13 protein-coding genes are annotated in these 14486 nt (G+C 53.0%); 8 read left to right on the plus strand and 5 right to left on the minus strand.

Annotation, left to right across the window (positions count from 1 at the left end; all coding sequences use genetic code 11):
- Position 1 precedes the first annotated feature (1 nt).
- The 6 genes from M3A44_06515 (at position 2) to M3A44_06540 (ending at position 7135) form a co-directional block, all read left to right on the plus strand.
- A complete protein-coding gene (locus tag M3A44_06515) occupies positions 2-352 on the plus strand; it encodes a VanZ family protein (GenBank protein MEQ6341305.1) in 351 nt (116 codons plus the stop codon).
- Positions 353-1181: 829 nt separating this feature from the next.
- Positions 1182-2597 carry an undecaprenyl-phosphate glucose phosphotransferase gene (locus tag M3A44_06520; GenBank protein ID MEQ6341306.1) on the plus strand — a complete coding sequence of 472 codons (1416 nt, stop codon included), beginning with the start codon at positions 1182-1184 and terminating at the stop codon, positions 2595-2597.
- Positions 2563-3903, plus strand: coding sequence for an outer membrane beta-barrel protein (locus M3A44_06525; protein MEQ6341307.1), 1341 nt, complete (start codon positions 2563-2565; stop codon positions 3901-3903). Before M3A44_06520 ends, M3A44_06525 begins: the two co-directional genes overlap by 35 nt.
- A 118-nt stretch (positions 3904-4021) precedes the next feature.
- Positions 4022-4900 carry a succinate--CoA ligase subunit alpha gene (gene sucD, locus M3A44_06530; GenBank protein ID MEQ6341308.1) on the plus strand — a complete coding sequence of 293 codons (879 nt, stop codon included), beginning with the start codon at positions 4022-4024 and terminating at the stop codon, positions 4898-4900.
- 121 nt (positions 4901-5021) lie between these two features.
- The gene (locus M3A44_06535; protein ID MEQ6341309.1) at positions 5022-6614 is read left to right on the plus strand and encodes an NAD+ synthase; all 1593 of its coding nucleotides are present in this window, start codon (positions 5022-5024) and stop codon (positions 6612-6614) included.
- Between the two features lie 182 nt (positions 6615-6796).
- Positions 6797-7135: a P-II family nitrogen regulator gene (locus M3A44_06540; protein ID MEQ6341310.1), complete on the plus strand. Its 339-nt coding sequence runs from the start codon at positions 6797-6799 to the stop codon at positions 7133-7135.
- Positions 7136-7192: 57 nt separating this feature from the next.
- On the opposite strand, the gene M3A44_06545 is transcribed toward M3A44_06540, so the two are convergent.
- From M3A44_06545 to bamD, 5 genes are all read right to left on the minus strand, one after another.
- Positions 7193-8449, minus strand: a complete 1257-nt coding sequence (locus tag M3A44_06545; GenBank protein ID MEQ6341311.1) for a hypothetical protein — start codon at positions 8447-8449, stop codon at positions 7193-7195.
- A 7-nt stretch (positions 8450-8456) separates the two neighbouring features.
- The gene (locus tag M3A44_06550; protein MEQ6341312.1) at positions 8457-10034 is read right to left on the minus strand and encodes an MBOAT family protein; all 1578 of its coding nucleotides are present in this window, start codon (positions 10032-10034) and stop codon (positions 8457-8459) included.
- Between the two features lie 61 nt (positions 10035-10095).
- The gene (locus tag M3A44_06555) at positions 10096-10617 is read right to left on the minus strand and encodes a nitroreductase family protein (GenBank protein MEQ6341313.1); all 522 of its coding nucleotides are present in this window, start codon (positions 10615-10617) and stop codon (positions 10096-10098) included.
- Between the two features lie 16 nt (positions 10618-10633).
- Positions 10634-11416: an outer membrane protein assembly factor BamD gene (locus tag M3A44_06560; protein MEQ6341314.1), complete on the minus strand. Its 783-nt coding sequence runs from the start codon at positions 11414-11416 to the stop codon at positions 10634-10636.
- Positions 11417-11476: 60 nt separating this feature from the next.
- Entirely contained in the window at positions 11477-12622 is a 1146-nt protein-coding gene (bamD, locus tag M3A44_06565) for an outer membrane protein assembly factor BamD (protein MEQ6341315.1), read from the minus strand.
- A gap of 35 nt (positions 12623-12657) precedes the next feature.
- On the opposite strand from bamD, the gene rluD reads away from it, so the two are divergent.
- Together rluD and pgeF are read left to right on the plus strand one after the other, a co-directional pair.
- Complete coding sequence (gene rluD, locus M3A44_06570) at positions 12658-13620, plus strand: 23S rRNA pseudouridine(1911/1915/1917) synthase RluD (GenBank protein ID MEQ6341316.1); 963 nt, start codon at positions 12658-12660, stop codon at positions 13618-13620.
- Positions 13610-14344, plus strand: a complete 735-nt coding sequence (gene pgeF, locus M3A44_06575) for a peptidoglycan editing factor PgeF (protein ID MEQ6341317.1) — start codon at positions 13610-13612, stop codon at positions 14342-14344. Before rluD ends, pgeF begins: the two co-directional genes overlap by 11 nt.
- Positions 14345-14486: the final 142 nt, after the last annotated feature.

The following is a 14486-nucleotide window of genomic DNA, read 5'->3' on the forward strand; positions in this document are numbered from 1 at the left end:
CATGTTGAGTAAAATTTCTTTGCTGGGCGCAATTATTTTTGTGGCCCTGCTTTTCTGGGGAGGGAGCCAACCGGTGGCCGTTGGTTTGTTTGAGCCACCGTTCGATAAGGTTGCTCATTTTACTGCGTTTGGTGTGCTTGGTTTCTTGCTGTGGCTGGGATTCCAGGGAAGATGGCCGTTGTTGATAATTATCCTGGTGGGGTGCGTAGGTGCCCTGGATGAGTGGCGTCAGGCTTTTCTTCCTGGCAGGGCGGTGAGTTTTGGCGATTTTGCGATGGATATGACCGCTGTGGTGGTAGTTGTAGGAGTCATGAGTGCGCGAGCAAAACTGCTAAGAGGACGAAGGGAGTAAAGGAAGTTTTTGTGCATGAGGTGACAGCTTGTTCAGTTGTGGTGCGGATCCCCCGGTGTCAGGATTGGGCAAACACCAGCTTTCCCTGTATGCATTGAACCACCCCAGGGAAAATTCGGTAGATTCCAACACCTTGAAATCGGTGGCACCCATGAAGATCATTTATTTGTCTTTTATCAGTAGGTTAATTAGGGCTGCACCGGAAATCTCCGGACCGTAGCGTTTTTAGTTACAAGCTTTATTATCGCTCTGGCTGTAATGTTGTTGTCATGCCCCCGTATTATCGTGGTTTCCACGCATCGCTTTTTTTCGCCTTTCTAGAGAGCAATACTTTCCTGCTTCAGTCCGATAAATAAACGTATCTGACTTCTGGCATGTTTTGTGTATTGGTATATCACCAAACTTATGCCGTGCCGGTGCCGGCGCAAGCTCTTCGGGCGAAGGTGGCGTTATTTGCGGCAGGAACGATATCTGTGCCCAGAGGGAGATAAGTAGAAAATTGTCGTTCACAAGGAAAAGCGTCTCTATTCGGAGACGGTGCATTACCGGAAATAGTTGTTCTTTGATTTTTTTTCGTATTTTTTTGTGACATTTTTTATTATATTCAGTCGATTATTATCTGTTTTGTTGAGTATGAATAATGTGAGGGCGCTGTCTCTTTTTGATGATGCATTGTATGTATGGTTATTTTATGAGTGGCGGGTGGGGCCAGGATTGGATTTGATCTAATGTTACTTATAGGATATATTCAATGCCTTTGATGAAAGCTCTTTTTCTGCAAGCAAGCCAACGGTATTCTTGGCGAACATACGACAACAAGAAAAACCCCATGCCTATTGTGCAATCACGTGTTAATGATAGCGCATCTGCCTTAACTGCAATCTTGCAGCGTGTCATTGACCCAGTAATCACGGCTGCTTCTCTCTTTGTTATCGCCTTCTTATATGGTGTGCCTTTTGAAAAGCCGTATGTAATTCTAGCGGTTATTGCGTTTTTGTTATCTCTAGTCATATTCAAGGAGACGGATCTTTGCCGGTCTTGGCGCGATGGAGGGTTGCGTGCTCAAAGCAGCTCGCTACTGATTTCATGGCTGGTGATGCTAGGTGTTTTACTGTTTCTTGGTTATGCCACCAAGTCTTCCGAGGATTTTTCCCGGCGTGTGCTTCTGACGTGGTTTGCAGTTGTCCCCATACTGATTTTGTTCGGCCATTCCTGGGCAAGGTCGTGGCTTCGTAAATTTTATGCGGCTGAAAAAAATACCCGTTCGGTGGTGATTGCCGGGATGAGCGATATAGGGCTGCGTTTGGCGCGGCGGATCGCTGAAGATGTCCATTTGGGTATGTCTGTAAAGGGTTTTTTTGATGATAGAGCGGTTAGGCGCTTGGGTAATGGTGATGGTGCGCACGATAATTCGGTATTAGGGCGGCTGGAAGATTTGTCAGCATATGTCCATGGGAATAAAGTCGATCAGATTTATATCGCGCTTCCCATGATGCAGGAGGCGCGCATTATTAAGTTGTTGGATGACTTGCGCGATACGACGGTCTCCATTTACTTTATACCGGATATTTTTTTCTTCGATCTGATACAGGCGCGCGTTAGCGATGTGAGTGGAGTTCCTGTGGTTTCCGTCTGCGAAACACCTTTCAGCGGTTCACGGGGTCTTATCAAGCGCATGAGTGATCTGGTGGTTGCGAGTCTGATTCTTGTGTTGATCACACCATTGATGTTATTTATCGCATTGGGTGTAAAGATGAGCTCCCCTGGCCCGGTTTTATTTAAGCAGCGCCGCTACGGTCTGGATGGAGACGAAATTGTTGTGTATAAGTTTCGCTCCATGTCTGTCTGCGAGGATGGCGATAGTGTCGTCCAGGCGAGCCGCGGAGATGCGCGCATTACGGGTTTTGGCGCATTTTTGCGTCGTACGTCGCTGGATGAGTTGCCGCAGTTCATCAACGTGTTGCAGGGGCGCATGAGTGTCGTTGGCCCCCGGCCCCATGCCGTTGCCCACAATGAAACCTACCGTAAACTGATTAAGGGATACATGGTGCGCCATAAGGTGCGGCCGGGCATCACGGGCTGGGCGCAGGTGAATGGACTGCGTGGGGAAACCGATACACTGGAGAAAATGCAGGCCCGCATAGATCATGACCTGGACTATCTCAGGTATTGGTCCATGGCGCTGGATGTGAAAATCATATTCAAGACGATTGTTCTGGTATTCCTGGATCGCCGCGCATATTAATATCGAGAAGGGTGCGTATAAAAACCACGCAATCCCGCACCTGTTTCCTGATGTTTTTAATCCCAGAAGAATAAACCCGCCAGTAAAATTAATGATAAAAAGTATCTTTGATATACACAAAATGCGTGTGCTGACCCTGTTGTGCGGCATGTTCTTGATGTTGGGCAAGGCAAATGCTGCGCCTGGTGATACCGTTCAGCCTTATGTATCGGCCAGCGTTGTCCATGACACTAATCTGTTTCGTCTTTCCAGTGGCAGGGATCCACGACTTGTTCTTGGAAGTGACAGCAAGTCCGACACGATTAAGCGTGTTGAGGCGGGGGTGGCTGTGGATTATGCGGTTGGCCGCCAGCAGATTGTATTGAAGGGGAGTGTCGTTCAGAATTGGTTTGAACGTTTTAATTTTCTGAACTATGATGGCAGTGATGCACGTGCCACATGGAATTGGCAGTTAGGTAACTTGTGGCAAGGTGATCTTGGTTATACTCATAGCCGCACTCTTGCATCCTTTAGCCAGATACAGGATCGGCTGCGGGCTATTCAGACCCAGCAGTCGGCTTTTGGCAGCGCTATCTACAAACTTGACCCGGATTGGCGTGTTCGTACTGGGGTTAGATGGTACAGCCTCGAATCGGGATCGCCCCAAAGACGGTTTTTTAACCGTGAGGAAACTACCGCTTCAGTGGGTGTCGAGCATGTCAATGAAGCCAATAATTCTCTTGGTGTGGAAGCAAAATATACCGAGGCTCGTTTTCCCGATCGTGAAGTGACGCCTCTAAGTATCTTTGATAATGGTTATACGCAAACAGAATTGAACGCGGTTGCGGATTGGCGGTATAGCGGACAATCTCGCTTTCAGGGACGTTTAGGGTATGCCCAGAACCGGAATAAACATCTTTCCATGCGCGATTTTAATGGCGTCACTGGGCGTCTGGCATATGACTGGTCTGTTAGCGGGAAAACCTTGGTCAACACGGCGTTGTGGAGAGAAGTTGGTGCGATAGACAATGTCGTCAGCACCTATGTTGTGACCAAGGGCGCGAGTCTTGGCGTCTCGTGGTTTCCAGCCAGCAAAATATTCGTGAAAGGCGAAACAGCTTATAGGTGGTATGATTTCCTGAGTGGAGTGGGTTCGGGATCGCAGCGCAAAGATACTGTCCGTAGCATCAGCGCGTCGCTTGGTTATTCCCCAGTGAGTAATGTACTGCTTTCCCTCGATGGTATCGCAGAAAAACGCGGTTCAACCATTGCCTTCTTCGATTATAGCGACGTCAATATCGCGGCAAGTATGAAAGTTACTTTTTAATCGGGCTACTTGGATCTGGCCCGCAACGGGTTAGGCGCCAGCTGCCCCGTTGATTCTCTCTTGTATCCCCCGCTCATTTGGGGTAGTTTTGGTTTTTTCCGCATTTTAGTTGAATCCAATGAGCATACTGGTCAATAAATACACTAAAGTCATTTGCCAAGGCTTTACCGGGAAGCAAGGCACTTTTCATTCCGAACAGGCGCTCGCCTATGGCACCAACCTGGTGGGGGGGGTAACCCCCGGCAAGGGTGGTCAGATGCACTTGGATCGGCCGGTATTCAACACCGTGCGCGATGCGGTGCGGGAGACGGGCGCTGACGCCAGCATGATCTATGTGCCCGCAGCCCATGCGGCAGATGCGATACTGGAGGCGGCGGATGCCGGCATCAAAGTTATCGCCTGTATCACCGAGGGGATTCCGGTGCAGGATATGCTCAAGGTCAAGGCGGCGCTACGCGCCTATGATGCGCGCCTGATTGGCCCGAATTGTCCGGGATTGATCACTCCCGGTGAGTGCAAAATCGGTATCATGCCTGGCGCCATACACAAACCTGGCTCTATCGGTATCGTATCGCGCTCCGGTACGCTCACGTATGAGGCGGTGCATCAGACCACGCTCAATGGCTTGGGGCAGAGCACATGCGTGGGCATAGGCGGCGACCCCATCCAGGGCATGAATTTCGTCGATTGCCTCGCATTGTTTGAACAGGACCCTCAAACCAAGGGCATTATCATGGTGGGTGAAATCGGCGGCAGCGCCGAGGAAGAAGCAGCGGAGTTTATCAAGTATCACGTTACCAAGCCGGTGGTGGCCTATATCGCCGGCGTCACAGCCCCTCCCGGCAAGCGTATGGGGCATGCGGGCGCTATCATTTCCGGCGGCAAGGGTACGGCGGCGGAAAAATTTGCAGCACTGGAGGCGGCGGGTGTTGCTGTCGTGCATTCGCCTGCGGAGATGGGGGTGCGGATGCTGGAATGTGTTGGCCGCCAGCAGTGACTCCATTTCCAACGGTGAAGTTACAGGTCAGATTGATGGACTGTAATGTGGTTTGTATTGACAGGCAGTGATCGCATTGAACCCACCCTCTAATACCGAGCATCCCCAGCTTCGCATCGTTATGGCCCAGCTCAATATGCGGGTTGGTGATATTGCCGGCAATGCCGCACAAGTTATTGCCGCCGCATGCCGGGCTCGCGATGAGCTGCATGCCGACGCCATCGTGTTCCCCGAATTGACGCTGACCGGCTATCCGCCCGAGGATCTGTTGCTGCGATCTGAGCTGCATAAGCGGGTGTTGCGCAGTCTGGAAGAGATCAAGCGCAAAGTTTCCGGCATCGATGTGATCGTCGGTTATCCCAGCCAGGAGTTAAGCGGGTTACATAATTCCGCGTCCTTGATCTGTGACGGCAAAATTGTGGCTACCTATCACAAACAACATCTGCCCAATTACAGTGTGTTTGATGAGAAACGCTATTTTCAGCCCGGCAGCGAGCCCTGTGTTGTGACTATCAAGGGCGTGCCGGTCGGCATCACTATCTGTGAGGACATGTGGCATCCCGGACCGATGAGGCAGTCGTTTGATGCGGGTGCGCGGCTGATGCTAAATCTCAACGCCTCACCGTTTCATATCAGCAAGGGCCATGAGCGCGAGGAGGTGCTGCGGCAGCGCATCGGTGAAGGACCCATGCCGGTGATCTATGTGAATCTGGTGGGCGGCCAGGATGAGTTGGTCTTCGATGGTGAATCCCTGGTTATGGATGCCGATGGCAGTGTGGTAATGCGTGGGGCGCCCTTTGCCGAAGCTTTGTATCCAGTGGATTTTCGCGTGGATGAAAAGATCACGCCCTTGCCAGGAGTTAATTGCTCACCGCTTCCAGTGGAGGAGAGCGTTTACAATGCGCTGGTGCTGGGGGTGCGTGACTATATCGAGAAAAACGGTTTCCGCGGTGTAGTGATAGGCTCATCGGGCGGTATAGACTCGGCATTAACCCTGGCGATTGCCGTTGACGCAATCGGGGCGGCGCGGGTGGAGGCGGTGATGATGCCGTCGCGCTATACCGCGCAAATGAGCCTGGATGATGCGCAGGCGCTGAGTCAGGCGCTGGGTATTGAGCATCATGTGATTTCCATCGAGCCGGTGTTTCAAAGCTTTCTCGATAGCCTCAAAGAGGAGTTCGCGGGGGTCCCGGTCGATACCACCGAAGAAAATATCCAGGCGCGTTGCCGGGGCGTGATATTGATGGCGATTTCCAACAAAAAGCGCAAAATCGTCCTGACCACTGGCAACAAGAGTGAGATGGCAGTGGGTTATGCGACGCTTTATGGTGACATGGCGGGAGGGTTTGCGCCGATCAAGGATGTGCCCAAGACCTTGGTTTACCGTTTGGCGGAGTACCGCAATTCAATGTCTCCGGTGATTCCGCGGCGTATTTTCGAGCGGCCGCCTTCGGCTGAGCTCGCGCCCGGCCAGAAAGACGAGGATTCCTTGCCGCCGTACCCAATATTGGATACGATTCTGGCAATGTATATCGAACAGGATAAATCCCTGGAAGATATCGTTGCAGCAGGGTTTGATGAGGCTACCGCGCAACGCGTGCTGGCGATGGTGAACCGCAATGAATACAAGCGCCGCCAGGCCCCGCCGGGCGTGAGGGTTACACGGCGGGCATTTGGGCGCGACAGGCGTTATCCGATTACCGTTTTTTATTAAGGAAGCTCTGAATAATTCCATCCAGGAATTCTCAGAGCACGAAAAGCAAAAAATGTGATTTTTGCTTTTCTTCATTTTTCAATCACTTGCCGTGATTGAAAAAAGTCGGCACGTCCGTGTGCCGGGGAACCTCTGAATGAATCAGAGGTTCCTTAACCATTTTTTAGTTGCAGAGGCTGACCATGAAAAAAATTGAAGCTGTGATCAAGCCTTTCAAGCTCGATGATGTCCGTGAGGCATTGTCGGAAATAGGCATTACCGGCATGACGGTAACCGAGGTCAAGGGCTTTGGCCGGCAGAAGGGTCATACTGAGTTGTATCGCGGTGCGGAATATGTAGTCGATTTTCTGCCCAAGGTGAAGATCGAGATCGTGGTTGCCGCAGATCAGGCTGAGCGTTGCGTTGATGTGATTACCCAGGCAGCGCGCACCGGCAAGATTGGTGATGGCAAGATCTTCGTCACCTCAGTGGAGCGGGTGGTCAGAATAAGAACCGGTGAAGAAAATCTGGATGCGATTTGATTTTGGATTTTTGCCCCGGTGGCCCGAGAGAGGCGAGTTCTGACAGAAGCCCTCGGTTTATGGCGCCCCGCAACATGGTCGAGAACGTTCGTATTCTTCGCTGATATGTAAAATTTCGGCTACGTCCCTGGGGTGGGCTTCTTCCCACTCTTTTTGGCCCTTCTGAAGATTATTCAGATGTTCTTCGATATTCGCAGGTGTGATTTTTACCCCGAAGTCTTGGGGGGCAACACGACCCGTTGCATGATAATCCAACACCCGATCCAGGACTAAATCACCCAAAGGTTTCTTGTAGTGTACTGACTCCCAGAACCATCGCATGCGCCCCTTTTCGTCGTTGGGTGCGGGCACTTCTTCCACAGACAGATCATTGTAACCACTGAAATCCCAGAGAGCGAAAGCGGGCTTGCCAGCCTTTTCCGCTTCCTCGGCATTGATACGCACAAGCATGCGTTTGATGTGCTCGAACCTGGACCATGCCCCTTTTATCCGTAAAGCTTCCCAGTGCCAGGCATGAGACGGAGAAATCAGTAATCTCAAGTCGATATTGTCCCGGTATGCCATCCTCAATAACGTGCGGTAATGATTAAAAGAGGGATGTATGGCTGCTGCGCCAGACGGAGCATGCTCATTATTCTTGGTTGCATATTCATCTAGCCTTGCAAGCGTGCTTTTGGTGTATGCGACAAACGCCTTATGGTGTAAAAATTGCTCGGTTGTTCGATCCCAGCGCCCATCGTCGAACAGTGCGTCTTTAGTCCAGCCTTGCCGCCGAATGGTGCCAACGCTCGAACCCAGGACATCCCAGGAAAGTAATGTGGAAAGTTGCTGTGTCAGCCGCGCGCCTAAGTATGCAGTATTTGCGTCGCCGCTCGCCGTGACTGCTAGACGCGATTCAGAGAAAGCGCCGCCTGGTTTTTCAATGTTGAAAGACCGGAAATCCAGTGCTACTACCGCTAATTTCAGTGGTCGAGTGGCGTTGGCATGCTGAAAGTGGCGCAGTAATTCGTACATTCCCAAATCAGGCAGTGCTAAATTGTAGCACTGCTCTTTGCCCCACCCCGGGTGTTCGGGGGACAACCCTCGCCCTGATCGAGAAGTGCCGAGGATGACAGCGGTCGGTTTTATCCTTGAAATTTGATAGGCTTTGGTAAGCCTCAAATGACTAAGAAATTCAACTTTATCAACATTAAGCCCCGAAATTCTCGGACTTTGATAGAGGCTGTATGGGTCGATTAGCCAATTGAAGCCACTGATAAACGCAATTCCAGTTAGGAGCAGTGTGGCGTATGTCTTTAGGTAAGCTTTCCCCATATTGCTGTTAGAACTGGAAATAGAGGAATTCTGTAACCCGACCCAAGGACAAGATGCCGCAAAGGGTTATGACCGCCATCAACAGTGCCCAACGGTTGCTGGGTTGCCATGTTGATTTGCGCGTCATCGGGGAGTTCTCAATACCCGTTGGCTCCTCGTGATATCCCAGCGCGGGGGCATGCTCTGTCATCAGTTGCTGCGTATTGGGAGCTAAAAACGCGATTGCTGCCAATGCCACCACCCAGGAATAAGTTGGCAGGAGCTGAATGTCTGCCTCGGTGGTGAATCGCAATGCCGATTGTTCGATCAGCCAGCTGAACGGCCCCATGTAACCGGTGATCCCTGCTGGCAGTGTCATGCCATTAGCCCCTACCATTCCTTGCAGAATTTCAAATGCCGCATCCAAGCTCTGCGCACGGAAAAAAACCCAAGCCACGACAACTGCAATAAAGGTAAGTGAACCAGCCGCACATCGACCGAAGAAGGAGCTTTTGGATAAATCGTGTCCCAATGTTTGGCGTATTGTACGCCACGCGTGATTGACGGCGAGATAGCAACCATGCAATCCGCCCCAGATTACAAAGGTCCAGCCTGCGCCATGCCACAGACCTCCTAGCAGCATTGTCGCCATTAAATTAATATAACGGTGAGCCGGGCCTTTGCGGTTGCCGCCCAGGGGAATGTAGAGATAATCGCGCAAGAACCTCGACAGCGTCATGTGCCAGCGGCGCCAGAATTCGATGATGTTAATTGCCTTGTAAGGGGAGTTAAAGTTCAGCGGCAGGGACACCCCAAACAGGCGTGATAGCCCAATTGCCATGTCTGAGTAGCCAGAGAAATCGAAATACAACTGGAAAGTGTATGCCAGCGCTCCGCCCCAAGCTTGAAGAAGTGTCAAAGTGTGCCCCTGTTCCGCAGCATCGAACACGGGCGTGGCATAAGGGGAAATGCCGTCGGCAAGGATCACCTTTTTGAAAAGACCGATTGAAAAAATCGTCAGGCCGATGGCTATGTTGTCATAGTTTAGCCGGTACGTTTTCGACTCGGCAAACTGCGGCATCATTTCCTTGTGATGCAGCACAGGGCCGGCGATCAAGTGCGGAAAGTAGGTAACAAACAAGCAGTAGTGGATGAAGTCATATTCCTTCACTTTCCCCTGATAGGCATCCACCAGAAACGCAATTTGGGTAAAGGTAAAAAACGAAATTCCAAGCGGAAGAATAATCTCGCCTATCCGATAGCCCGTGTCTAGCGCTCCATTCAGGTTCTCTAGGAAAAAATTGACATATTTGAAATAGCAGAGCAAAAGCAGATTGAGGCTGATGCTTAGTATCAATGTCCATTTTTTTCTTTGTTCGCGTTGGCGGGCGTGGTCTTGGGAGATGCTGGTTCCGGCAATATAGTTGACAACGATGGATCCGAGCAGCAATCCCAGATAAGCCGGATTCCACCAGCCATAGAAAAATAGTGACGCTGCGGTCAACCATGCGGCTGCCAATCGGTTACTGCTGTTTCCCAACCAAAAGAACAGCAATAATGTTATTGGGAGAAACAGCAAGATAAAGCTGTAGGAGTTAAACAACATAACGTGGCGTCAAGGCTGTTATTTTGTTGGAATGCAGGCGCCCATGGCTAACATTGGGATTTTATCGATACTTCACGACCTCGTTCAGGTGCCGGCGCGGAGTCGGTTCTGGCGCCTCTGCCGGGTAGCCCACGCTGAGCATGGCTAGCGGTTTCTTGCCCGGTTCGATATTCAATATCCTTTTCACTTCATCTTCATCAAAGGCGCCCACCCAGGTTGAGCCCATGCCCGCCGCCACGACGGCGAGTTGGGTGTAGGCTGCGGCAATGGTGGCATCTTGGAGGGTGTAGAGTGTTGTACCGCGTTCACCGTAACGCTGCGCGGAGCGCTCAGGGTCGGCGCAGAAAACCAGGCAGATGGGTGCTTCGGAGAGAAACTCCTGGTTCCCGGCGGCATGGCTTAATGCGTCGCGCTCCTCCTGGCTGCTTACAACAATAATTTGGTAAGCCTGAAGATCGCCGGCGGAGGGTGCGGCGCAGGCCATTTCCAGTACCGCGTGGAGTTTTTCGTGTTCCACCGGCATATCCTTCCGGTATTTGCGCACCGAATGGCGGTGGCGCACTGTCGCAAAGAAATCCCACATTGGCAGATCCTCCCTATTAGTTTTTGACGACTAGATTTCTGACCTCGGCCAGATACGGATTTTGCGGATAATTGAGTGCCAGCACACGCAGTGCATCGTTTGATAAATCGTTCATGCCGAGCAGCTTATACGCCTTGGCCATCACGCCCAGCGCGGTGGGTGTGGCTGGGGTGGTGGGATAATTTTCGATCACGTATCTGGCGCGGTTGGCAGCGGCGAGATATGCACCACGTCGCATGTAATAGCCCGCAACGTGCATTTCGTACTGGGCAAGGTTGTTGTATAGATAGAGCATGCGCTGGGAGGCATCCTGCGCATACTTACTGTTGGGGTAAAGTTTTATCAGTTGCGAGAAGTACTGGAGCGATTCACGTGCGGCGCGCGGGTCGCGTTCGGAAGGATCCTGGCCGAACGTGCGTTCTATCGTCCCTATGCCGCGATTGAAGCCGGACAAGCCCTTGACGTAATAGGCGTAGTCCACGTTTGGATGGCGCGGATAGAGTTTGATGAAGTGATCGGCAGCGGCGACGGCGGAATCGGGCTCATCGTATTTATAATACGCGTAGGCGATTTCCAGTTGCGCCTGCTGGGCGTAGGGGCCGAAGGGATAGCGGGAGATCAGCGTCTCGAAATCCTTGACGGATTTTTCATAGTCACCGGCCTTGAGTTTTTCCTTGGCTTTGTCATATAAGCGACTGGCAGGCCAGTCCTTGGTCTCTTCGTCTTTTTTTGACAGAGAGCTACAGGCGCCGATGGAAAAGGCGATGAGCAGAATCAGTATAAGGTTATGGGAGCGCATAATGTCAAATGTGTCTGTGTTTGAATGGGAAGTGGCTTGAGGTGGCGTTGTTGTCCCATGCTACCGCGCACTACCGGCTTTTTTGATGGACTCATGGATGCCCCTGATGCCGCGTACCCATGGTTTTGCAATATACATGTTTTTTGGCAGATCCCTTGTGGCCTCTTTGGCGGCATCCTCCGTGGGGTAGATCCCATACAGTAGGGAATACATGCCGTGACTGCCTCTGAAATATGACGCCTTGCGCTGGAGGCCATCGGTTTTTTTGATAAAATTTATCAGCGCGGCCTCATCTGTCATGCTCGATAGCTGAATGGTGTAGTGTGCCGGATTTTGCGCCAGCAGCCAGGATTCGCGTTGTATTGTATCGCCACGATCAGGTGGGGTGGTATTTCGCGCCACGATTTCCTGCGTGGCTGCTGCCGTAGCAGGTTGAGAGGGGAGGGCAGCAGGCGCCGGTGCAGTGGGTTGCGCCAATATTGGAGGCTGCGGCGTCTTGTCGATCTGGGGCGCATTGGCGCGAGTCATGATTGACAGTGCATCCGCAATAACCGGCGATTGCTGGTAGTTGTCGAGTATATATTTGGCGCGAGCCGCAGCATTGCTGCGGTCCCCTTGTTCCAGAAAGTATTTGGCCATATTTAACTCGTGCTGGGCCATCGTGTTGCGCAACAGCAGCATACGTTGAGCCGCATCTTTGGCAAATCGGCTGGTCGGGAAGCCTTGCAAGAGTTCAGCGAAGTATTGAAACGCGCGCCGTGCCTGCGCGGAGTCCTGTGGCGTGGCGTTCGCGGGTTTTACGGCCTCAAGCGTGGCGATCCCGTCCTGAAAGGCGATCAGCCCCCGTTCGTAGTAGGCATAGTCCACGTTGGGATGATTGGGGTTTTTGGCGATAAATTGCTCTGCCATGTCCACTGCGGCATTGCTCTGGCCGTGCTGGCGGATTCCAGTGGCGGCGTCCAGCAGTGCTTGCTGGGTATGGCCGGCCAATGGATAGCGTAACGTGAGGGTTTCGAGGCGGCCTGATGCGCGCTCATAATCGCCCTCCAGGAGCGCTGCCTTGCCATCGTTGTAAAGTTGCACGTCGCTCCAGTCTTTGGCGCTGTCGCGCTGTGGGGCTTGGCTTGTGACTGTCGCAGGGGCGGCGGCGCAGCCGGCGAGGATAAATAACAGTAATGCGAAGTAGTGCAGGTTCATCAGACGCATTATACTGCTTATCCACTAGCGAGTCTTTCGAAATCATGTCAAGCACCGAGCATTTATCTTCCAAAATTCCCCATGAAATGGCCGGTATGCGTCTGGATCAGGCGTTGGCCGAGCTGTTTTCCAGCTATTCGCGTGCGCGCCTGCAACAATGGATACGCAACGGGCTGGTGACGGTCGACGACCGGCAGTTACGCGCCAAGGATAAGGTGCTGGGTGGGGAGCGCGTTGATGTGATGGCGACGCTGGAGGACGAGGTGTCGTCGCAGCCACAACGGATTCCTCTGGAAATACTCTATGAGGACGAGACACTGTTGGTGATCAACAAACCTGCCGGACTGGTGGTCCACCCAGCGGCGGGTAATCCGGATGGCACGATGCTCAATGCGCTGCTGCATCATGCCCCGGAGCTGGTCAGTGTGCCGCGCGCGGGGATTGTGCATCGCCTGGATAAGGAAACCAGTGGCCTGCTGGTGGTGGCGCGAACGCTCAAGGCGCAAACCCATCTCGTGCAACAGCTTCAGGAACGTGCTTTTGAGCGTGAATACGAGGCGGTAGCAGTGGGGGTGATGCTCTCCGGCGGCAGCGTGGATGCTCCAATCGGGCGCCATCCCGTGGACCGCAAGCGTATGGCGGTATCCCAACGTGGCAGACCAGCGGTGACTCACTACCGTGTCGCGGAGCGTTTCCGCGCCCACACCCATGTCCGGGTGCATCTGGAGACCGGGCGCACTCACCAGATCCGTGTTCATATGGCGCATATCCGTTATCCGCTGTTTGGCGATCCCGTGTATGGCGGGCGCTTGCGCATCCCGCCGCAGAGCAGCGAACAATTCACCGAGGCTCTGCGCAATTTCAGGCGTCAGGCCCTGCACGCCGTGCGCCTCGGGCTGACCCATCCCGAGAGTGGCGAAGTGATGCAGTGGCAGGCGCCGCTACCCGCCGACATGGATTATCTGCTGCGAGTATTACGAGAAGACAATGCTGCCCATGAGCAATGATGGTCTAGTGCCGGATTGGCCTGCCCCGCCCCGCGTGCGCGCATTCACTACCACGCGCCAGGGTGGCGTGAGTCCCGCGCCTTATGCAAGTCTCAATCTGGGGGGGCATGTGGGCGACGCTCCCCAGGCTGTCGCCGCCAATCGCACGCAAGTCGTGCGCCAGCTCGGTTTGCCGGGGATGCCGCTGTGGCTTAATCAAGTGCATGGCATAACAGTAGTGGACGCAGCTCATGCCGCTCCAGGCTGCGCGGCGGACGCCAGCTTCACTCGTGAGCCCGGCGTGGTATGCGCGGTGTTGACGGCTGACTGCTTGCCGCTGTTGCTGTGCGACAAGGCGGGGAGTACGGTGGCCGCCGTTCATGCCGGTTGGCGCGGCTTGGCGGCGGGGGTTATTGAGGTCACGCTGGCCGCCATGCAGGTTCCACCCGAGGATCTTATGGTGTGGCTGGGTCCGGCGATTGGCCCGCACGCCTTCGAGGTGGGTTCGGAAGTGCGCGAGGCATTTACGAGCCATGATTCTGCCGCTGCTGAGGCATTTCACCCTTCATCCGCAGGCTGTTGGCTGGCGGATATCTATCAACTTGCGCGGCAGCGCTTGGCACGGCAGGGCGTCACAGCCGTTTATGGCGGCGAACGATGCACATACACTGAGGCTCAGCATTTTTATTCCTACCGCCGCGATGACGTTACCGGGCGCATGGCGAGCCTGATTTGGATTGAATAAGAGCCTGTTCAATATCTCGATCAAGGGATGCAGCGCAAGGCAAAAGCGAACGAAAAAGCGGAGTTTACATCGAGTAAATGAGCATTTTGAGTTAGCTTTTAACGCCGCGATGCGCCCTTCAGCGAGATATTGAATAGGCTCT

This window comes from Gammaproteobacteria bacterium, assembly GCA_040183005.1.
In the GTDB taxonomy this organism is placed as follows: Bacteria; Pseudomonadota; Gammaproteobacteria.